The sequence below is a fragment of the Bacillus tequilensis genome (genome assembly GCF_012225885.1).
GTDB lineage: Bacteria > Bacillota > Bacilli > Bacillales > Bacillaceae > Bacillus > Bacillus tequilensis.
Genome location: NZ_CP048852.1, coordinates 1,672,229 through 1,694,140 on the forward strand (window position 1 = coordinate 1,672,229; position 21,912 = coordinate 1,694,140).

Genomic DNA, 21,912 nt, shown 5'->3' on the forward strand with positions numbered 1-21,912 from the left:
AGTGGTAACATAAAGGAGGAAAAAATAGAATGAGTGATCGTCAGGCAGCCTTAGATATGGCTCTTAAACAAATAGAAAAACAGTTCGGCAAAGGTTCCATTATGAAACTGGGAGAAAAGACAGATACAAGAATTTCTACTGTCCCAAGCGGCTCCCTCGCTCTTGATACGGCACTGGGAATTGGCGGATATCCGCGCGGACGGATTATTGAAGTATACGGTCCTGAAAGTTCAGGTAAAACAACTGTGGCGCTTCATGCGATTGCTGAGGTTCAGCAGCAGGGCGGACAAGCTGCGTTTATCGATGCGGAACATGCGTTAGATCCGGTATACGCGCAAAAGCTCGGTGTCAACATCGAAGAGCTTTTACTGTCTCAGCCTGACACAGGCGAGCAGGCGCTTGAAATCGCGGAAGCGTTGGTTCGAAGCGGTGCAGTTGACATTGTTGTTATCGACTCTGTGGCGGCTCTCGTTCCGAAAGCGGAAATTGAAGGCGACATGGGAGATTCACATGTCGGTTTACAAGCGCGCTTAATGTCTCAAGCGCTCCGAAAGCTTTCAGGGGCCATTAACAAATCGAAGACAATCGCGATTTTCATCAACCAAATTCGTGAAAAAGTAGGCGTTATGTTCGGGAACCCGGAAACAACTCCTGGCGGCCGTGCGCTGAAATTCTACTCTTCCGTACGTCTTGAAGTGCGCCGTGCTGAACAGCTGAAACAAGGCAACGACGTAATGGGGAACAAAACGAAAATCAAAGTCGTGAAAAACAAGGTGGCTCCGCCGTTCCGTACAGCCGAGGTTGACATTATGTATGGAGAAGGCATTTCAAAAGAAGGCGAAATCATTGATCTTGGAACTGAACTTGATATCGTGCAAAAAAGCGGTTCATGGTACTCTTATGAAGAAGAGCGTCTTGGCCAAGGCCGTGAAAATGCAAAGCAATTCTTGAAAGAAAATAAAGATATCATGCTGATGATCCAGGAGCAAATTCGCGAACATTACGGTTTGGACAATCATGGAGCAGTGCAGAAGCAAGCTGAAGATGCACAAGAAGAACTCGAATTTGAAGAATAAAAATAAAATAAGTTTGAAATGATACAAAAGGCTGAGTGTAAAACTCAGCCTTTTTGTATTTTTAAAAAAAAACGATAAAAATATTGCTTTGATTAACAACTTTTTCAGTGTTTTATTCGTCTAACAAAACGTGTGCAAAATGGAATTTATTTCGGGAGGAAAAAATGAATGACAAGCCCAACCCGCAGAAGAACTGCGAAACGCAGACGGAAAAAACTAAATAATAGAGCCAAACTTTTGCTTGGTCTTATCGCAGTAATGATTTGCTTTATGATTTGGAATGCGCTTCAGCGAGATAGTGAAGAGAACAAGCCGTCTCAAGCAACTGCAGCAGCCACAGGTACCGATCAGAAAAAAGCGGTCAAAAAGAAAAAAGCTGAAAAAACAGATAAACAAATCAAAACAGTGGACCGTAATCAAAAAATAAGCAATTATTTAAAAGAGATCGGATTCAGCGGAACAGCCGTGATTGTCAGAAATGGAGAAGTCATAACAAATAAAGGGTTTGGGTATGCAGATCGTAAACAGCACATTCAAAATAATCCGTTGACATCTTACTATGTCGGTTCATCACAAAAAGCGCTGATCGCAACCGCTATTTTACAGCTTGAGGAAAAAGGGAAACTGCAGACAAGTGATCCGGTAAGTACGTATTTACCTAATTTCCCTAACGGACAAACGATTACTTTGAAAAATCTGCTTACACATACATCGGGAATAAACGGACATATTGAAGGAAACGGCGCAATTACACCGGACGATTTAATAAAAGACATAGAACGACAGGGAATCAAACGTCAGCCAGGCGTGTGGGACTATAAAGACTCCAACTATTCTGTTCTCGCTTATATCGTTGCTGAAGTAAGCGGCGAGTCCTATGAACAATACATAACGAATCATATTTTTAAACCGGCCGGAATGACGCATGCAGGCTTTTACAAAACGTATGATAAAGAACCCTATTCTGCTGTCGGTTATAAGCTGAATAGCGGCAAAACGGTTACACCGTATATACCCGATCTATCTCAGCTGTATGGAGCCGGTGATATTTATATGAGCGCTATAGATATGTATAAGTTCGACCGAGCGCTGATAGACGGCAAACTCTATTCGCAAAAAAGCTACGAAAAGATGTTTACGCCGGGGAGCAGCTCCACATACGGCATGGGATTTTATGTTGCTCCCGGAAGCTATTCAAACCATGGCGTCATGCCGGGCTTTAATATCCTGAACAGCTTTAGCAAATCTGGACAAACCGTTGTTATTTTGTTCTCAAACATTCAAAATAATGCTAAATTGGGCCAAGTGAACAATAAAATATACCAGCTTCTGAATCAAGAATGATCGGTGATCTTCTTTTGAAGGATTCATTCGTCACGTTAAAAGATAGCCGGTCTGTAAACGTTAAGATGGCAAGCTTGACAAGTATTTCCGACACATTTACAATGAAGTTGTAACATTTGTTTTTTTAACATGATTGTTAAACCATTTAAACTTGACAAGGGCGATGAAAAAACTCATTCCCTGTGAAGGTTCTGTATGTTGAGAAAACTAGACAATGTACATGCCGACACTTATTTAAGCAACAACCAAGTTCATAGCAAGAGGAGGTGAAAGTATGACCCCAATTATGATGGTTCTCATCTCCATTTTGCTGATTCTACTCGGTTTAGTTGTTGGCTACTTTGTTCGTAAAACCATTGCCGAAGCGAAAATTGCGGGCGCACGCGGTGCAGCCGAGCAAATTCTTGAAGATGCAAAGCGTGATGCTGAAGCACTGAAAAAAGAAGCTCTGCTTGAAGCAAAGGACGAAATCCACAAACTTCGAATAGATGCTGAACAGGAAGTTCGTGAAAGACGAAATGAGCTTCAAAAACAAGAAAACCGTTTACTCCAGAAGGAGGAAAACCTTGATCGTAAACATGAGGGGATCGATAAACGGGAAGCGATGTTGGAGAAGAAAGATCATTCTCTGAATGAACGACAACAACATATTGAAGAGATGGAAAGCAAAGTGGATGAGATGATTCGTATGCAGCAGTCAGAGTTGGAACGAATTTCGAGTCTGACTCGTGATGAAGCAAAACAAATCATTCTTGAGCGGGTTGAAAACGAGCTTTCACATGACATCGCCATCATGACAAAAGAAACTGAAAACCGTGCGAAAGAAGAGGCGGATAAAAAAGCGAAAAACATTCTTTCACTCGCCTTACAGCGCTGCGCAGCCGACCACGTTGCCGAAACAACGGTATCAGTTGTCAATCTTCCAAATGATGAGATGAAAGGGCGTATCATTGGACGTGAAGGGCGTAATATTCGTACGCTTGAAACGCTGACAGGAATTGACCTGATTATTGATGATACACCTGAAGCTGTCATTCTTTCCGGATTTGATCCGATCAGACGTGAGACAGCAAGGATTGCTCTTGATAAACTCGTTCAGGATGGCCGTATTCATCCGGCACGGATTGAAGAAATGGTAGAAAAATCTCGCCGCGAGGTCGATGACTATATTCGTGAGATGGGTGAGCAAACGACATTTGAGGTTGGCGTTCACGGCCTCCATCCAGATCTCATCAAGATCCTCGGCCGCTTAAAGTTCCGTACAAGCTACGGTCAAAATGTGCTTAAGCATTCCATGGAAGTCGCATTTTTGGCCGGTCTAATGGCATCGGAACTTGGAGAAGACGCAAAGCTTGCTAAACGTGCGGGCCTTCTTCACGACATTGGGAAAGCAATTGACCATGAAGTAGAAGGAAGCCACGTTGAAATCGGGGTAGAGCTTGCAACCAAATATAAAGAGCACCCAGTCGTGATTAACAGTATTGCATCACACCACGGAGATGAGGAGCCGACTTCTATTATCGCTGTGCTGGTAGCGGCAGCAGATGCGCTTTCCGCTGCAAGACCTGGCGCAAGAAGTGAGACGCTCGAGAATTATATTCGAAGACTCGAAAAGCTCGAAGAAATTTCTGAGTCATACGAAGGTGTGGAAAAATCATTTGCCATCCAGGCTGGACGCGAAGTGCGTATTATGGTGAAGCCGGATTCAATTAATGATCTTGAAGCTCATCGACTGGCGCGAGATATCCGTAAGCGAATTGAGGACGAGCTCGATTATCCAGGTCATATTAAAGTGACAGTAATCAGAGAAACTCGAGCCGTAGAGTATGCAAAATAAAGTGATGCGCTAAGCATCACTTTATTTTTTTGACGGCTAAGGAATTTTCAAGAAGAAAGGATTTACTAAATGAGAATTTTATTTATCGGAGATGTTGTCGGTTCACCGGGACGTGACATGGTAAAAGAATATGTACCAAAGCTAAAAACAAAATATAAACCTCACTTTACCATTATTAATGGTGAAAATGCTGCACATGGAAAGGGCCTGACAGAAAAAATTTATCACGGTTTTATCCAAGCTGGCGCAGATGCAATCACGATGGGGAACCATACATGGGACAAAAAAGAAATTTTCGATTTTATAGATGACGTTCCGAGCTTGGTTCGTCCCGCAAACTTTCCTGAGGGTACACCGGGTAAAGGGATGACTTATGTGAAAGCAAACGGAAAAGAACTTGCCGTTATGAACTTACAGGGCCGTACGTTTTTACCGCCGCTTGATGATCCGTTTTTAAAAGCGGATGAATTGATTGCCGAAGCTGCGAAAAGAACACCGTACATTTTTATCGACTTCCATGCAGAAGCGACAAGTGAAAAGCTTGCACTCGGCTGGTACACGGATGGACGGGCATCGGCTGTAGTCGGTACTCATACACACGTGCAAACAGCGGATAACCGCATTTTACCGAAGGGTACAGCATATATTACCGATGTAGGGATGACTGGCCCATATGACGGTATACTGGGAATGGACAGAGAGACGATTATTAGGCGCTTCAAAACGAACCTTCCAGTTCGTTTTACTGTCGCTGAAGGAAAAACAACACTGAGCGGAGTTGTCATTGACATTGATGATCAAACGAAAAAAGCCGTTAAAATCGAACGCATTTTAATCAATGATGACCACATGTTCTTTGAATAATTGAACAGATGGTTATTTTATAAAAATATTAAAAAGAAAAGCAGGAATATAGCAACTTCTTAGTGAATATAGTAAAAATGGAAGGTAGCCCGCTATTTTTGAAAAGCATTGTGGGGATGGCTTTTTGGATAGCAACATCTAATAATGATTGTTCTAATGAACACTCACTTATCCATTGTAAAACTAAGGGGGAGCAGAAATGGAAATCTTAAAAGTTTCAGCAAAATCGAGTCCAAATTCAGTGGCAGGTGCGCTTGCAGGTGTGTTAAGAGAGCGAGGGGCCGCCGAGATTCAAGCAATTGGAGCGGGTGCATTAAACCAGGCTGTAAAAGCAGTGGCGATTGCCAGAGGATTTGTGGCGCCAAGCGGCGTTGATTTGATTTGTATTCCGGCTTTTACTGATATTCAAATCGATGGGGAAGAAAGAACCGCGATTAAATTAATCGTGGAGCCTCGCTAAAAAACAAATAAAGCATTCTCAACCTGTTTGCATGATGCAAACAGGTTGTTTTTCATTTGTTGTGATATTTTCTTCCGATAATATTTTTGATGCATAAATGGGCGAATATACAATATCAGACATGGACTGAAATGTTTGAGAAAAAAATTCCGCCCATTTTTTAAGACGGATACTAATGTCTTCCTCACAAAGACACTGATGTTTACGCTTATTCCATATCATGGTACAATCCGAATATAACAAGAATCTTTCAAGGAGGATTGTACATGCAGAGTGGAAAGATGAAAGCTCTACTGAAAAAGGACGGGACGTTCGGTGCTGTGCTGACTGAAGTTCCCATTCCTGAGATCGATAAACATGAAGTCCTCATAAGAGTGAAAGCCGCTTCCATATGCGGTACGGATGTGCACATATATAATTGGGATCAATGGGCACGCCAGAGAATCACAACACCCTATGTTTTCGGCCATGAGTTCAGCGGCATTGTTGAAGCTGTGGGAGAGAATGCCGGCAGTGTAAACGTGGGGGAGTATGTTTCGGCTGAAACCCATATTGTCTGCGGCGAATGTGCCCCTTGCCTATCCGGAAAATCTCATGTTTGTACCAATACAGCGATTATCGGGGTGGACACGGCAGGCTGTTTTGCGGAGTATGTAAAAGTTCCAGCTGAAAACGTGTGGAAGAATCCCGCCGATATGGACCCGTCAATTGCTTCCATTCAAGAGCCTTTAGGAAATGCGGTTCACACAGTGCTCGAGAGTCAGCCAGCAGGAGGAACGACTGCTGTCATCGGATGCGGGCCGATTGGTCTTATGGCTGTTGCGGTTGCAAAAGCAGCAGGTGCTTCTCAGGTGATAGCGATTGATAAAAACGAATACAGGTTGGCGCTAGCCAAACAAATGGGAGCTTCATGTACTGTTTCTGTTGAAAAAGAAGATCCGCTCCAAATTGTAAGCGCTCTAACTGGTGGAGAAGGCGCCGATCTTGTTTGTGAGATGTCTGGCCATCCCTCAGCGATTGCCCAAGGCCTTGCGATGGCTGCGAATGGCGGAAGATTTCATATTCTCAGCTTGCCGGAACACCCGGTGACAATTGACTTAACGAATAAAGTGGTATTTAAAGGACTTACGATCCAAGGAATTACAGGAAGAAAAATGTTTTCAACCTGGCGGCAGGTGTCTCAATTGCTCAGTTCAAACGTGCTCGATCTTTCACCTGTTATTACTCATCAGTTTCCGTTAGAGGAATTTGAGAAAGGATTCGAGCTGATGAGAAGCGGCCAGTGCGGAAAAGTGATTTTCATTCCATAAAAGGGGGATAACCATGATGAAAGAATTTGAGTTTTTAAAAGCAGAGCTTGATAGGATGAAAGAAAATCATACATGGCAAGAGATCAAACAGCTTGAATCAATGCAGGGCCCTTCTGTCACAGTGAATCACAAAAACGTCATTCAGCTTTCTTCGAATAATTACCTCGGTTTTACTTCACATCCAAGACTCATCAAAGCCGCAGAGGAGGCCGTACAGAAATTTGGTGCAGGCACCGGATCAGTGAGAACGATTGCCGGTACATTTACAATGCATCAAGAGCTCGAGAAAAAGCTGGCGGCCTTTAAAAAAACGGAGGCGGCACTTGTATTTCAATCAGGGTTCACAACAAACCAAGGCGTACTCTCAAGCATCCTGACAAAAGAAGATATTGTCATCTCAGATGAATTAAATCATGCCTCTATTATCGACGGAATCAGACTGACAAAGGCAGATAAAAAGGTGTATCAGCACGTCGATATGAGTGATTTAGAGAGGGTGCTGAGAAAGTCAATGAATTACCGGATGCGTCTGATTGTGACAGACGGCGTATTTTCCATGGACGGCAATATAGCTCCTTTGCCTGATATTGTAGAGCTCGCTGAGACATATGATGCATTTGTGATGGTGGATGACGCTCATGCATCGGGAGTGCTTGGTAAAAACGGCCGGGGAACGGTGAATCACTTCGGGCTGGATGGCAGAGTCCATATTCAGGTCGGAACGCTGAGCAAGGCAATCGGAGTGTTCGGCGGCTATGCTGCCGGTTCAAGGGTGCTGATCGATTATTTGCGTCATAAGGGCCGTCCGTTTTTATTCAGCACCTCCCATCCGCCAGCTGTGACCGCAGCTTGTATGGAAGCGATTGATGTCTTGCTGGAAGAGCCGGAGCATATGGAGCGCTTGTGGGAGAATACGGCTTATTTTAAATCAATGCTTGTGAAAATGGGTCTGACTCTCACGCAGAGCGAAACGCCGATTCTTCCTATTTTAATAGGTGATGAAGGGGCGGCAAATGCATTTTCTGATCAGCTCCTTTCGCGAGGCGTATTTGCGCAAAGCATCGTATTCCCGACTGTTGCAAAGGGGAAAGCGAGAATTCGCACAATTATTACCGCTGAGCACAGCAAAGAAGAACTGGATCAGGCGCTTGACGTCATCGAAAAGACGGCTAAGGAGCTCCAGCTATTGTAAGAGGAAGAGAATACTCTTCCTCTTTTGATTCCTTATTGATTGTTATTCTCAGTGAGTGTACAATAATAGGTTGCCAGTTGTGCAGAGCGTCAATAACCTTTATACTGAAGGGTGGAAGTTTGGTTTGAAAGGAGAAATCATAACATGAATGAAAAACAAAAAGCAGAGAGCGGACAAGTTCATCCATCGGACAAAAAATCCGAGAAGGATTACAGCAAGTACTTTGAAGCTGTTTACATTCCGCCTTCCTTAAAAGATGCGAAAAAACGAGGCAAGGAAGCCGTTACTTATCATAATGACTTTAAAATTTCTGAACAATTTAAAGGATTGGGAGACGGAAGAAAATTCTATATCCGTACGTACGGCTGCCAAATGAATGAACACGATACGGAGGTTATGGCAGGGATCTTTATGGCACTCGGCTATGAAGCGACAAACTCTGTTGACGATGCCAACGTCATTTTGCTAAACACATGCGCGATTCGTGAAAATGCCGAAAATAAGGTGTTTGGTGAGCTGGGGCACTTAAAAGCACTGAAAAAAAACAATCCCGATCTGATTTTAGGCGTGTGCGGCTGTATGTCCCAAGAGGAATCAGTCGTGAACCGGATTTTGAAAAAACATCCGTTTGTCGATATGATTTTCGGAACGCATAATATTCATCGCTTGCCTGAGCTTTTGTCAGAAGCATACCTTTCAAAAGAAATGGTCATAGAAGTTTGGTCCAAGGAAGGTGACGTTATTGAAAACCTTCCGAAAGTCCGGAACGGAAAAATTAAGGGCTGGGTCAATATTATGTACGGCTGTGACAAATTCTGTACGTATTGCATCGTGCCTTACACACGCGGAAAAGAAAGAAGCCGCCGCCCTGAAGAAATCATTCAGGAAGTAAGAAGGCTCGCAAGCGAAGGCTATAAAGAAATTACACTATTAGGCCAAAACGTAAACGCGTACGGCAAAGACTTTGAAGATATGACGTACGGTCTCGGTGATTTGATGGATGAACTGAGAAAAATCGATATCCCGAGAATCCGTTTTACAACAAGTCATCCGCGTGATTTTGACGACCATCTCATTGAAGTGCTGGCAAAAGGCGGCAACCTGCTTGACCACATTCATCTTCCTGTACAATCAGGAAGCTCAGAGGTTCTGAAGCTGATGGCACGTAAATATGACAGAGAGCGTTACATGGAGCTCGTTCGAAAAATTAAGGAAGCAATGCCGAACGCATCTTTGACAACGGATATTATCGTGGGATTCCCGAACGAAACGGACGAACAGTTTGAAGAAACGCTTTCTTTATACCGTGAAGTGGAGTTTGACAGCGCCTATACGTTCATTTACTCTCCGCGTGAGGGCACTCCGGCTGCCAAAATGAAAGATAATGTGCCGATGCGTGTGAAAAAAGAGCGCCTGCAGCGTCTGAACGCACTTGTGAATGAAATTTCCGCTAAAAAAATGAAGGAATACGAAGGCAAGGTTGTCGAAGTATTAGTTGAAGGTGAAAGCAAAAATAACCCTGATATTCTTGCAGGCTATACTGAAAAAAGCAAGCTTGTTAATTTCAAAGGGCCGAAGGAAGCCATCGGCAAAATCGTCCGCGTGAAAATCCAGCAAGCGAAAACATGGTCGCTTGACGGAGAAATGGTAGGAGAAGCAATCGAGGTGAAATAAGATGACGCTCTACTCAAAAAAAGACATTGTGCAGCAGGCACGAAACCTTGCAAAAATGATCTCTGAAACAGAAGAGGTTGATTTTTTCAAACGGGCTGAAGCGCAAATCAATGAGAATGACAAAGTGTCTGCAATCGTTAATCAGATCAAAGCCCTGCAAAAGCAGGCTGTCAATCTGAAGCATTATGAAAAGCATGAAGCGCTCAAACAGGTAGAAGCAAAAATTGACGCGTTGCAGGAAGAGCTTGAAGAGATTCCTGTCATCCAGGAATTCAGAGACTCGCAGATGGAAGTTAATGACCTTCTGCAGCTCGTTGCAAACACCATTTCCAACCAAGTCACAAATGAAATCATCACGTCAACCGGAGGCGACCTTTTGAAAGGAGAAACCGGTTCGAAGGTGAAGCATTCAAATAACAGCTGTTCTTTCTAAACACGGTGCCTTTACAGGTCCGTGTTTTTTTTACATCCATTAAATGAACTAAATAATCTATGTACTAAATATTCAATTTGTTTTACGTTGCTCAGCCGCGAATAAACTTTATGCACTTATAAGTAAAGTTTCTAGGCGCGCCTGCATACAATGGAACAGAAACTTTGTATTTTTATATTTTATTTATAAAAATGCACACTAGACAAATGCCCAGCATAAGATAACACGAAGAAGAACAAGGAGGCATGCCGGAATGTCTGAATACAGAGAAATTATTACGAAGGCGGTAGTAGCGAAAGGGAGAAAATTCACCCAATGCACCAACACCATCTCCCCTGAGAAAAAACCGAGCAGCATTTTGGGAGGTTGGATTATCAACCACAAGTATGACGCTGAAAAAATCGGGAAAACAGTAGAAATTGAAGGGTATTATGATATAAACGTATGGTACTCTTACGCGGACAACACAAAAACAGAGGTTGTCACTGAACGGGTAAAATACGTAGATGTCATTAAACTCAGATACAGAGACAATAATTACTTAGATGATGAGCATGAAGTGATTGCCAAAGTCCTTCAGCAGCCAAACTGTCTTGAAGTGACCATTTCACCGAATGGAAATAAAATTGTTGTGCAGGCGGAAAGGGAGTTTTTGGCGGAAGTGGTGGGAGAAACAAAGGTAGTTGTTGAGGTCAATCCTGACTGGGAAGAGGATGACGAAGAGGATTGGGAAGATGAGCTTGATGAAGAACTGGAAGACATCAACCCGGAGTTTTTAGTGGGAGATCCTGAAGAATAAAAAAGGGACTAGGGGAGTCAGTACCCCAAGTCTCTTTTTTAATATTGATATATCATTCTTTTATCACTTTTTGTTTATGTTATAATGAAGAATGGAAAATAAGAATCGTTGATACATAGTGAGGGATCAAACAATGGCCGGTTATACGCCTATGATACAGCAATATTTAAAAATAAAGGCAGAGCACCAGGATGCCTTTTTATTTTTTCGCCTGGGAGATTTTTACGAAATGTTTTTTGAAGACGCCAAAAAAGCGTCACAAGAGCTGGAAATTACACTAACGAGCAGAGACGGCGGTTCGGCTGAAAAAATACCGATGTGCGGTGTGCCGTATCATTCTGCTTCCGCGTATATCGAGCAGCTGATTAAAAAAGGATACAAAGTGGCTATCTGTGAACAGACTGAAGATCCGAAAGCCGCAAAGGGCGTTGTGAAACGGGAAGTAGTTCAGCTGATTACGCCCGGAACGGTAATGGACGGCAAAGGCATCCACGAATCGGAAAACAACTTTATCGCTTCTGTTTCCGTTTGCTCGAATGGATACGGGCTGGCGCTGTCTGATTTAACAACGGGAGAAAATTTGGCCGTTTTGATTGAACGGCTGGAAGATGTCATATCAGAAATTTATTCAGTCGGCGCACGGGAAATCGTGGTTTCAGGAAGCATGGATGCCGATACGGTCGCACAGCTGAAAGAGCGGTGCGGTGCAACAATCTCCATTGAAGATGGTGAAACAGACGAACACGTCACGATCATTGAACACTTAAATCATGAAGAAGTAAGAAAAACATTTTTGCGTTTATATACGTATCTGAAAAGAACCCAAAAGCGAAGTCTTGATCATCTTCAGCCCGTACAGGTGTATGAGCTTGAGGAAGCGATGAAAATTGATTTGTACTCAAAAAGAAATTTGGAACTGACTGAAACGATCCGTTCGAAAAATAAAAAAGGCTCTCTTTTGTGGCTGCTGGATGAAACAAAAACGGCAATGGGAGGCAGGCTGCTTAAACAGTGGATTGACCGGCCGCTTATCAGAGTCAATCAAATCGAAGAGCGCCAAGAAATGGTGGAAACCTTGATGTCCCATTTCTTTGAACGGGAAGATCTGCGTGAACGGCTGAAAGAAGTATATGACCTAGAACGCCTTGCAGGCCGCGTCGCGTTCGGAAATGTCAATGCACGGGATTTAATTCAGCTGAAGGAATCGTTAAAGCAGGTGCCCGGCATCAAACAGCTGGTTGCTTCACTGGCTCATGACAAGGCCAAGGAACGTGCGGAGCGGATTGACCCTTGCGGGGATGTGCTTGAATTGCTGGAAGAAGCTTTGTACGCAAACCCTCCTTTATCGTTGAAAGAAGGGAACCTGATTAAAGATGGGTACAATCAAAAGCTTGATGAATATCGTGACGCAAGCAGAAACGGAAAAGACTGGATTGCCCGCTTGGAGCAGCAGGAGCGGGAATACACGGGCATTCGCTCTTTAAAGGTCGGCTTCAACAAAGTTTTCGGCTATTATATTGAAGTGACAAAAGCGAATTTGCATCTGCTTGAGGAAGGGCGCTATGAGCGGAAACAGACGTTAACAAATGCGGAACGCTACATCACGCCTGAATTAAAAGAAAAAGAAGCGCTCATTTTGGAAGCGGAAAATAACATCTGCGAGCTGGAGTATGAGCTTTTCACCGAGCTTCGTGAGAAAGTGAAGCGATATATTCCGCGGCTGCAGCAGCTTGCCAAACAGATGAGCGAGCTTGACGCATTGCAGTGCTTTGCGACAATCAGTGAAAATCGTCGCTATACGAAACCGGCGTTTTCTAAAGACGAGGTTGAAGTGATTGAAGGCAGACACCCGGTTGTTGAAAAAGTGATGGACAGCCAGGAATATGTCCCGAACGATTGTATGATGGGCGATAACAGACAAATGCTTCTTATTACAGGTCCAAACATGTCTGGGAAAAGCACGTATATGAGACAAATCGCGCTCATTTCCATCATGGCGCAAATCGGCTGCTTTGTACCGGCGAAGAAAGCGGTGCTTCCGATTTTTGATCAAATCTTCACGCGAATCGGCGCAGCAGATGATTTGATTGCCGGGCAAAGTACATTTATGGTGGAAATGCTTGAAGCCAAAAATGCAATTGTCAATGCCACGGAAAACAGCCTCATTTTGTTTGACGAAATCGGGCGGGGAACGTCCACTTATGACGGCATGGCACTGGCACAGGCGATTATCGAATATGTTCACGATCATATCGGCGCCAAAACGCTGTTCAGCACACACTATCACGAGCTGACCGTTCTTGAGGAGAAGCTGCCTCAGCTGAAAAACGTTCATGTTCGCGCTGAAGAATATAACGGAACGGTTGTCTTTCTTCATCAAATTAAAGAAGGGGCAGCTGACAAAAGCTACGGTATCCATGTAGCCCAGCTTGCCGAGCTGCCGGAAGATCTTATAGCGCGCGCTCAAGATATTTTAAAAGAGCTTGAGCATTCCGGAAACAAACCTGAAGTGCCGATGCTGAAACCTCAGGTGAAAGAAGAGCCGGCACAGCTGTCCTTTTTTGAGGCAGCGGAAAAGCCGGCTGAAGCGCCGAAGCTTTCAAAAAAAGAAAAGCAAGTGCTCGATGTCTTTAAATCACTTAATATATTGGATATGACACCGCTTGAAGCGATGAATGAAATGTACAAGCTGCAAAAGAAATTACATTAAAACGGGGTGATGAATGTGGCAAAAATCATCCAGCTGTCAGATGAGCTTTCAAATAAAATAGCGGCGGGCGAGGTTGTGGAGCGGCCCGCCTCAGTCGTCAAGGAATTGGTGGAAAATGCGATCGACGCTGACAGCACAGTCATTGAAATCGACATTGAGGAAGCAGGCCTTGCATCCATTCGAGTGCTGGATAATGGCGAAGGAATGGAAACGGAAGATTGCAAGCGTGCTTTCCGCCGCCACGCAACAAGTAAAATAAAAGATGAAAATGATTTATTCAGGGTAAGAACGCTTGGCTTTAGGGGAGAAGCACTGCCGAGTATCGCGTCAGTCTCTCATCTTGAAATTACGACAAGCACCGGCGAAGGAGCAGGGACGAAGCTTGTGCTCCAAGGAGGAAACATCATCTCCGAATCACGCTCCTCAAGCAGAAAAGGAACTGAAATTGTCGTTTCCAACCTGTTTTTTAACACACCGGCCCGCTTGAAATATATGAAAACCGTTCATACAGAGCTTGGGAACATCACGGATGTGGTCAACCGAATTGCGCTGGCTCACCCGGAGGTATCGATCCGCCTGCGCCATCATGGGAAAAACCTGCTTCAAACGAATGGAAACGGAGATGTGCGCCATGTCCTGGCAGCAATTTACGGCACGGCTGTCGCCAAAAAAATGCTTCCGCTGCATGTGAGCTCATTGGATTTTGAAGTGAAGGGATATATCGCCCTTCCAGAAATTACACGGGCGTCGAGAAACTATATGTCGTCTGTGGTCAATGGCCGTTACATTAAAAATTTCCCGCTCGTTAAAGCGGTCCATGAAGGATACCATACGCTTCTGCCTATTGGACGTCATCCGATTACCTTTATAGAAATTACGATGGACCCGATTTTAGTCGATGTCAATGTGCACCCATCGAAGCTTGAGGTCCGTCTTAGCAAGGAAACAGAGCTTCATGACTTAATTTGTGACGGAATTAAAGATGTATTTAAACAGCAGCAGCTGATTCCGAGTGCCCAGCTTCCGAAAAAATCGGCACCTGTTATCAAAAATGAGCAGCAGTTCATCACCTTTGATGAAAAGCCTGCGGAAAGAAAAGCTCCGGAAAAAGCGCCTGCGCCATCTTATTCACCAATGAAGCTCAGCTCAGTCGTGAAAGAGCCGGTTGATGCGGAGGAAGAATTGCCGCCTCTCCCATTTGCTGCGCCTCCTATCGCTGATCAGGAACAAAGCATTGAAGTGCCTGATGTTTCAGAGGAACAGCCAGAAGCATTTGAGCAAGAATACCATGAGGAACAGCCGCAGCCAACGTCTGAGCGGGTTCCGATTATGTACCCGATCGGCCAAATGCACGGGACTTATATATTGGCACAAAACGAAAACGGCCTGTATATTATCGATCAGCACGCCGCCCAAGAGCGTATTAAATACGAATACTTCCGGGAAAAGGTGGGAGAGGTTGAGCCTGAGGTGCAGGATATGATTGTACCGCTGACGTTCCACTATTCCATGAACGAGGCGCTCATTATTGAACAGCACAAACAAGAGCTTGAAAGCGTCGGTGTCTTTTTAGAGTCATTCGGCTCAAACAGCTACATCGTCCGCTGCCATCCGGCCTGGTTTCCAAAGGGAGAAGAAGCTGAGCTGATCGAAGAAATCATTCAGCAGGTCCTTGATTCCAAACATATTGATATCAAAAAACTGCGTGAGGAAGCGGCAATCATGATGAGCTGCAAGGGCTCCATCAAAGCAAACCGCCACCTCAGAAATGACGAAATCAAAGCGCTTCTGGACGACCTCCGAAGCACATCAGACCCATTTACATGCCCGCACGGCCGCCCGATCATCATTCACCATTCCACTTATGAGATGGAAAAGATGTTCAAACGCGTGATGTAGCGGGGTTTGGCGATGGGGAGTATACCCTTTGCCCATGTATTTTTTAGCATTGAGACATTCTTTGAATGGATCAATGCTTTTTTTATTGTGTTTTTCGGTGAATTGAATATAAACACTGCAGCCATATTAACTGTAGTATGGACAAGGCTTACATATTAAAGATCTGTATCACTTTCTAACAGAATGATTGCATGAGTACTTAGACCATGCGGAGTAATATGATGTAAATCATTTTTTTTCTGCAACCGCGTCTATCATTTTACTAATTGCTAAGGTCCATAATCTTCCCCTTTGGAGTTGGGATAAAGTTAGGAGGGTCCGGGAACTGTTGAAATGAACAGAACGTCAGCACTTGATTGATAATGCACTATCTTGTGCGGGTACGGAAAACATTTTGAAATGCCAGTCAGACGATAAAATTAAGACGCTTTAGTCTGCCGCATCAAACAATTAAACGAAGGGTAAGAAGACGATGGCATGACGGAATATAAAACTCGCGTCAGAATGGAGAAGCCATTACAGGTCATGACGGAAGAAAAGCATTTGGAGTATTTAAAAAACCTCCAATCATTCCAACTGAAAAATCCACAAACAAAGCTACAGGTTTCTCCGATGTTGACGTCATCCGAAAATTGAAACTAAACATTTATATATACCATACGTGCGCGTTTACAGAGAACTGTCCAAAACATAGAAAATTTGAAACAGGTATTTAATCAAATTGAAAATGACAAAAATTACGTCATTGTGATTGGCGGAAACAATAGATCCAATCAAATTAACGGAAACGCCGGAGCACGGGAAAACAATCGTGCAACATCAAAAGATAATCTTTCAAGAATTGATTTAGAAATGGGCTATAAAATGTGACGCGGAGGGGCCGGCCCTTTCTGCGATATGAATCAATAAAAAATTATCTTTATTATCGGGCGTTGTTTTTTCGCAAGGGTATTTCAGGGGTTTGTTATACCGATCTGGGTTCTAACAGCCTTCCAGTTGCAAGAAGCAGACGATAAACCTGTTTGCTGATGAAGTTCTTTGGCTAATGGAAATCATCAAGGTAAACAAGTGTCAGCAGGATATATCGTTTAGTCAGTTCCGGCAGACTCGGGAGGAGATACAGCGGATCAATAAAGAGAATGCAGGTTTATTAAAGCTTTGCATATAAAAATATAGCCTAATCTACAGGTAGTCTGCAGCGGGCAATTAAATCTACGAAAGACGAAGCGATGACAGTTTAGCAAGCATGGGAATAAATAATAATGCAAGATTACATACCGATGCCCGTGGCAAAGTCAGACGATCTGAAAATGATTGGTGATGAAACAATCATTTCAAAAAGTGAATAAATGGTTGGCTCATTGGAAGGATTGCAGTAGTTTTATTCTTTGCAATTACAATTCTGCCGGGGATAGGGGGGTGACAGCATGATCGAATACAACTACACGAATTTGACAAGTGGCAATATTATTGGCTTTGAACTGAAAGGAAGAAGGCATAAAAAAGGGGGGAACCCCCCTTAATATTAGTTACAACTTTCATAATATCCATACCATACTCCATCCCACGAAGAAACCCCTTTTAGATACCATTTTTTCACGCCGTCATTAATGAAATTTGGAATTTCATTTCTTGAGTAATATGGACCGAATGGTTTTGTTGTACAAGTTTCTAATGCCTTTGCTTCAGGCGTTGTGTTTGTACTCGAAGAAGTAGTTGCAAATGCAGGAGTTGCGGAAACAAGTAAAGCAAGGGACAATGCGGAACCAGTTAAAGCTTTTTTTAATCTCATTTTAAACACTCCCTTTGTTTTTTAGTACAACTGTATTATTACACATGGCGGGGAAATACACAAGGAAATTTTTGTTAATTCTTTGTGAACTTAGTTGAAATATAGAAATCTGCCTGAATGTGTTGCCTATCTGAATCTCTCGTTTGTGAGACTGGCAATGTTGTCAGACGGCTCTAGCTGATGAAAGGGCTTTATGAACCAAAAACAAAACCTATTGAATTAAAAAAAGCCCTCAAAGATAGGGCCTTTACTCTTGGTTTAAAACTTTATCAGATAGTTGGTATCTTTATTTTTTTATTAATTTATCATTGATCGATACTTCATTTCCGTCTATAACACCTGAGAAAGTTATTTTTTTGTTGGAGGGATCATAATGAAAAATGTAATAGTTGCTCTTATTATTTTCATTCTTTACAAAAACCGCTTTAGTAAAACCTGTAGGTGCACTTAAAGAATTAAACATAGGATATTCTTCAGACTCAATCTCTTTTTGAGGAATACCGTAATCAGAAATATAATGATCGATTTTATCTTCGGCTACTTTTCTGCTGTTAAAATGCATAAGTAAAAAAACGCCAGCAACAATAATCGCTAAAGCTAAAAGAGAAAGTAAGATTTTTTTTACGATTTTATAAACTCCTATTTAATATTGATGTTCTAACGAAAAAAGTACTTAGTGAACACCCCAAGTAAATCAATGAACGCAAACAACGATACCATAATTTTGCTGATAAATACTTAAAATTTCTTTAATAAACTAAAATGATCATATAAGTAACTTATAAAGGAAATAAGAATTAAATTCACATAATAACTTGATCAAACTTTTTAATTGCAAAATGGGCAAGAAGAGATTATCGTCCATGTTTAGTCTAAGAAAACACTGAAATATCATGGTTTTCATTTGAAGGGGTTACTCTGCAATGAAAAATAACATCACAAATGGAATGGAAAAGATATTCAAACGTGTGATGTAGCGGGCAGCAAGGGGAATTTAGGCATTGAGACATTCTTTGAATGGATCAATGCTTTTTTTGTACTGTTTGGAATAACAGATTAGAACAAGCTTATATTTGCAAATAATTTAAATAAATGTATATTTTGGATATAAGGAGGTGGGAACATGGCATTAAGCCCAAAGATAGTTATCATTTTGGATGAACTGACTATTGAGAATGAAGGAATCCTTGTTTTTGAATGCAGAATCTAAATTCAATCATCATTATTTTGCTTCCTGTTTCTTATAAGCAGGGAGTTTTATTTTGCGCTGAAGAGAATTTGAGGCTGTCGCCCGATATTATAAATGAGTAATTTAAAAATAAAAGGAGGGTGTTTCGTGATGGAAATATGTTTCTGAGCGCTCATTTTATTTTTAATGATTTATGAACCGATATTTGGATACTTTGATTTTCAAAGGTCTAAAAGAATTATCAAGACTGGTGAAAATGGAAATGAAAGAGTGAAGTATTATGTTCATACAATGATCGGATTATGGATTCCCGCTTTGTTTATTGTAGCTCTAGTCGCTTTTACTGATCTTTCATTCAAGTCGGGTTCACTATGCCGGCAATACAAATAGATCCTCTCGGTCCGCTTGCATCCTATCTTTACCTGGGATTAGGTCTTTTATATGTAATCCTTGTGATATATTGTATCATCGGTTTTAGACTTAGCCCGAAGATAAGGCGAGTAGCAAAGAAAAAAGCGGAAGAGGTAAAGGCTTCGGCCGCCGGCCCATCCTGTCTGTTTCATTGAATGAGAAAAAGGTTTGGAATGTTGTATCCTTAACATCCAGTGTAACGGAGGAGATCATTTATAGAGGGTTTTTAATGTTTGTTCTCGTGTTTTTGTTCCCGCAAATTTTAAACTGGGTCATCGTCCTGGTTTCATCGCTCCTTTTTGGATTAGCTCATACATATCAGGGGCTGTGGCAGGGAGTGATCAGAACTTCACTGGTTGGGGCTTTGTTTTCCGCTTTATATATCATCATTGATTCTATTATTCCGCTCATCATTTTACATTTTCATGTAGATATCTAGCAAAATTAGACGGTGAGTATGAGAAAAAAAGCAAAAACCGCTTGAATCATTACAGGCGGTTTTAAGCAGTTTGCTCATTTGGCTTGTAATCAAAGGCAAGCTCAATAAGTGCCATCAATGCTGATATCACAAAAAGCAAGATATCTGGAATAGATATAGACTGCATAAAGTAATCTGCAAAACAGATCGTTATGAAATTACTCACAAAGTAAAGTATAAAAGCAAAAAGTGCAGTTTTTTTCAATGAAAATGATTTTGCCAGAATCATTGAGGCAATCTTTGTGAGTGGATCTATGATCATGCCTGCCGCAAAACAGACCAAAAGAAATAAAACTAATGTTTGATTGGAATCATAAGTAATGCCCAAAATAGAGAATAATCCTTTCATCCCGAAGAAATAGCCGCCGAAGATCACCGCAAGTGCAATGGCAACGATAAGAATGATAGATACAATCACGATTATTTTTGAGCTTAGGTTTAAATCTTTAAACTGCTCGTTCTGTTCTTTTTGGCTCAAGTTTGACACTCCCTTTCCCTGCTTCAACGAGGCCAGAATATGAATGCAATAAGGATAGATCATCCGGACAATAGTATAACATGATTCAAAAATGAAAAAAGTCCTTTTCCAGCGAAAGGGACTTTTTTTTCATCTTGTTAACTTTTGAGATTCTCCGAGGCTTTTTCTTTTTTCGGCCAGATGAAATAGCTGGCGGTAAAGAGAAAATCAATGCCTAAAATGACTGTCCATATTTTAAGAATGCCGCTTAATGCTTCGGTACGGGCAGAATCATTAATGAAATAGATCATTCCTGCTAATAGCCCCGCACCTATAAGGTAAGCCAGCACGTGCCTTATCCAGCTTTTTGCATTGTGCTTGGCGTAATCCATTCCATAGCGTTTCAGCGGTTTGGATCCTTGTTTTGTCACATAATATTGAAATCTTTCATCCGCCCATTGAATCATTTGTTTCCCATAGGCGATCGATATACCGATGTAAACTGCTGCGATCCCGTGGGCAGCAGTCGCTGAGGCTCCGCGATAAAGATCCACACCAGTTGCTGCTAATAAGATCAAATCAATAACTGGTGTTAAGGCAAGGACCAGCAGCCCTAATGTACGCTGTTTGAATAGGTAGCGTACAGCCAGCCCTAAAACAATCACAACCCAAAATGCAATTTCACAGAATACAATCATCCATGCGATACCGTTCAATCTATTCCCCTCTTTTCAATACAGTTGTATTATTTAAATAATATGTTACCACTTTTGTTTTTGCAACACAACTGTATTATAAAATTGCCCTCTTCTTTTTTTCTTGTTACAATAAAGTTATGCCAAAACAAATTGACCATGAGAAAAGAAGAAAACAAATTGCAGAAGCGACGTGGCGTGTGATTTTAGAACGGGGGATGGAGGGAGCCTCAGCCCGAAACATTGCAAAGGAAGCAGGACTGTCATTAGGTGCGCTGCGCCATTATTTTTCTACTCAGGATGAACTGCTTGTTTTTGCAATGAAACTTGTTCAAGAAAAGGCGAGAGCCCGCATTGAGGACATTGCAACGAAGGATTTGCCCCCCAAGGAAAAAATGTTGCACATTTTGCTTGAAATTGTCCCGACAAATGAAGAAACAATTAGAGAGATGGAGGTATGGTTTGCTTTTACGGTTTACGCCAGACATAAAAAGGATATGTTTGATGCGAATCATGACGGGATTTACGGCGGTATACGGAATCTCATTGCCTATTTAGATGAATTCGATTTACTAAAGCAGGATGCCGATAAAGACATTGAAGCTGAGAGGCTTTACGCGCTTATTGACGGGTTGGCTTTACATGCGATGCTTGACCCTGTGCGAGTGAATAAAGACAGAATCACACGTGTCATTATGCAGCATGTAGAATCAATTTGCGCTGAAGAAACAAATGAGACAGAAGGGCGGGAATATTAATAAAGCTGTAAAAAAACGGAGAAAACCACTAAGTATAGAGGGCAAAAACTATGTACTCTATGCGTTATACTTTTGAAGAGATCCATCTAAAGCAGCGCCTTTTGAAAAAACTCAAAGGCGCTGCCCTGTATTAGTTTGATGAAAGCGGCTGTCAGCTGTGCTGGATATCAATTGTATATACCGCACGATCGGTTACGACCTTCAATCCTTCGTTTTCTTGGTGAATATGAATATCACCTAATAAAGGAATCTCATAGGCATTTTGCGGAAGCGGTACGTTTCCCTCCTCAGTGAATGTCGTGCCTTCTCCTTCTAAAACGAGCTCTTCTTTCGCAACATAATCATCAGGATGATTCGTGCTGCGGATGCCTACTTTTTGAAGGTTGAGAACAATCTGATCCAAGTCTGAGATCTCTTCATCATGAGTCAATTCGCCTTTTCTAATATCAAGCGTCTGGCCGACTTTTGACTCCAGCCATTGAGAAAGCTGAGTATTCGTGTGTGCCATCAATATTCCTCCTTTTGATCTATACG

20 protein-coding genes are annotated in these 21,912 nt (G+C 42.3%); 15 read left to right on the forward strand and 5 right to left on the reverse strand.

The genetic code is table 11. The features are described 5' to 3' along the window. The first annotated feature begins 29 nt into the window (after positions 1-29). The 13 genes from recA (at position 30) to G4P54_RS08905 (ending at position 16,468) form a co-directional block, all read left to right on the forward strand. On the forward strand, positions 30-1,076 hold the full coding sequence (gene recA / locus G4P54_RS08845; protein WP_024715994.1) for a recombinase RecA: 1,047 nt from the start codon (positions 30-32) through the stop codon (positions 1,074-1,076). Positions 1,077-1,244: 168 nt separating this feature from the next. Continuing rightward, on the forward strand, positions 1,245-2,420 hold the full coding sequence (locus G4P54_RS08850) for a serine hydrolase domain-containing protein (RefSeq protein WP_024715993.1): 1,176 nt from the start codon (positions 1,245-1,247) through the stop codon (positions 2,418-2,420). A gap of 274 nt (positions 2,421-2,694) precedes the next feature. Beyond that, positions 2,695-4,257, forward strand: coding sequence for a ribonuclease Y (gene rny, locus G4P54_RS08855; RefSeq protein WP_003221010.1), 1,563 nt, complete (start codon positions 2,695-2,697; stop codon positions 4,255-4,257). A gap of 69 nt (positions 4,258-4,326) precedes the next feature. Beyond that, a complete protein-coding gene (gene ymdB, locus G4P54_RS08860; RefSeq protein ID WP_024715992.1) occupies positions 4,327-5,121 on the forward strand; it encodes a 2',3'-cyclic-nucleotide 2'-phosphodiesterase in 795 nt (264 codons plus the stop codon). Positions 5,122-5,320: 199 nt separating this feature from the next. Beyond that, complete coding sequence (gene spoVS, locus G4P54_RS08865) at positions 5,321-5,581, forward strand: stage V sporulation protein SpoVS (protein WP_003154135.1); 261 nt, start codon at positions 5,321-5,323, stop codon at positions 5,579-5,581. A gap of 266 nt (positions 5,582-5,847) precedes the next feature. After that, the gene (gene tdh / locus G4P54_RS08870; protein ID WP_167872391.1) at positions 5,848-6,891 is read left to right on the forward strand and encodes an L-threonine 3-dehydrogenase; all 1,044 of its coding nucleotides are present in this window, start codon (positions 5,848-5,850) and stop codon (positions 6,889-6,891) included. Positions 6,892-6,904: 13 nt separating this feature from the next. After that, positions 6,905-8,083: a glycine C-acetyltransferase gene (locus G4P54_RS08875; protein WP_167872392.1), complete on the forward strand. Its 1,179-nt coding sequence runs from the start codon at positions 6,905-6,907 to the stop codon at positions 8,081-8,083. Between the two features lie 144 nt (positions 8,084-8,227). Continuing rightward, the gene (miaB, locus tag G4P54_RS08880) at positions 8,228-9,757 is read left to right on the forward strand and encodes a tRNA (N6-isopentenyl adenosine(37)-C2)-methylthiotransferase MiaB (RefSeq protein ID WP_024715989.1); all 1,530 of its coding nucleotides are present in this window, start codon (positions 8,228-8,230) and stop codon (positions 9,755-9,757) included. A gap of 1 nt (position 9,758) precedes the next feature. After that, positions 9,759-10,190 carry a regulatory iron-sulfur-containing complex subunit RicA gene (ricA, locus tag G4P54_RS08885; RefSeq protein WP_167872393.1) on the forward strand — a complete coding sequence of 144 codons (432 nt, stop codon included), beginning with the start codon at positions 9,759-9,761 and terminating at the stop codon, positions 10,188-10,190. A gap of 253 nt (positions 10,191-10,443) precedes the next feature. Further along, entirely contained in the window at positions 10,444-10,989 is a 546-nt protein-coding gene (cotE, locus tag G4P54_RS08890) for an outer spore coat protein CotE (protein ID WP_003231833.1), read from the forward strand. Positions 10,990-11,122: 133 nt separating this feature from the next. Beyond that, positions 11,123-13,699, forward strand: coding sequence for a DNA mismatch repair protein MutS (gene mutS, locus G4P54_RS08895; RefSeq protein WP_167872394.1), 2,577 nt, complete (start codon positions 11,123-11,125; stop codon positions 13,697-13,699). A 15-nt stretch (positions 13,700-13,714) separates the two neighbouring features. Continuing rightward, on the forward strand, positions 13,715-15,598 hold the full coding sequence (gene mutL, locus G4P54_RS08900) for a DNA mismatch repair endonuclease MutL (RefSeq protein ID WP_167872395.1): 1,884 nt from the start codon (positions 13,715-13,717) through the stop codon (positions 15,596-15,598). A 699-nt stretch (positions 15,599-16,297) separates the two neighbouring features. Then, entirely contained in the window at positions 16,298-16,468 is a 171-nt protein-coding gene (locus G4P54_RS08905) for a hypothetical protein (RefSeq protein WP_240939749.1), read from the forward strand. Positions 16,469-17,123: 655 nt separating this feature from the next. Here G4P54_RS08905 and G4P54_RS08910 read toward each other — a convergent pair. Together G4P54_RS08910 and G4P54_RS08915 are read right to left on the reverse strand one after the other, a co-directional pair. Continuing rightward, positions 17,124-17,390 (reverse strand): LCI fold-containing protein, encoded by a 267-nt coding sequence (locus G4P54_RS08910; protein WP_167872396.1) that lies wholly within the window; start codon positions 17,388-17,390, stop codon positions 17,124-17,126. Between the two features lie 286 nt (positions 17,391-17,676). Beyond that, entirely contained in the window at positions 17,677-17,952 is a 276-nt protein-coding gene (locus G4P54_RS08915) for a hypothetical protein (protein WP_338083798.1), read from the reverse strand. Between the two features lie 1,267 nt (positions 17,953-19,219). Here G4P54_RS08915 and G4P54_RS21245 point away from each other — a divergent pair. After that, on the forward strand, positions 19,220-19,429 hold the full coding sequence (locus G4P54_RS21245; protein ID WP_240939751.1) for a CPBP family glutamic-type intramembrane protease: 210 nt from the start codon (positions 19,220-19,222) through the stop codon (positions 19,427-19,429). A 61-nt stretch (positions 19,430-19,490) separates the two neighbouring features. Here the strand turns inward: G4P54_RS21245 and G4P54_RS08925 are convergent, their stop codons facing one another. Next, entirely contained in the window at positions 19,491-19,946 is a 456-nt protein-coding gene (locus G4P54_RS08925) for a regulatory YrvL family protein (RefSeq protein ID WP_167872397.1), read from the reverse strand. A 137-nt stretch (positions 19,947-20,083) separates the two neighbouring features. After that, positions 20,084-20,641 (reverse strand): hypothetical protein, encoded by a 558-nt coding sequence (locus tag G4P54_RS08930; protein WP_024715983.1) that lies wholly within the window; start codon positions 20,639-20,641, stop codon positions 20,084-20,086. Positions 20,642-20,760: 119 nt separating this feature from the next. On the opposite strand from G4P54_RS08930, the gene G4P54_RS08935 reads away from it, so the two are divergent. Beyond that, entirely contained in the window at positions 20,761-21,378 is a 618-nt protein-coding gene (locus G4P54_RS08935; RefSeq protein WP_024715982.1) for a TetR/AcrR family transcriptional regulator, read from the forward strand. A 151-nt stretch (positions 21,379-21,529) separates the two neighbouring features. Here the strand turns inward: G4P54_RS08935 and ymzB are convergent, their stop codons facing one another. Further along, positions 21,530-21,886 carry a protein YmzB gene (ymzB, locus tag G4P54_RS08940; protein ID WP_024715981.1) on the reverse strand — a complete coding sequence of 119 codons (357 nt, stop codon included), beginning with the start codon at positions 21,884-21,886 and terminating at the stop codon, positions 21,530-21,532. Between the last annotated feature and the right edge of the window lie 26 nt (positions 21,887-21,912).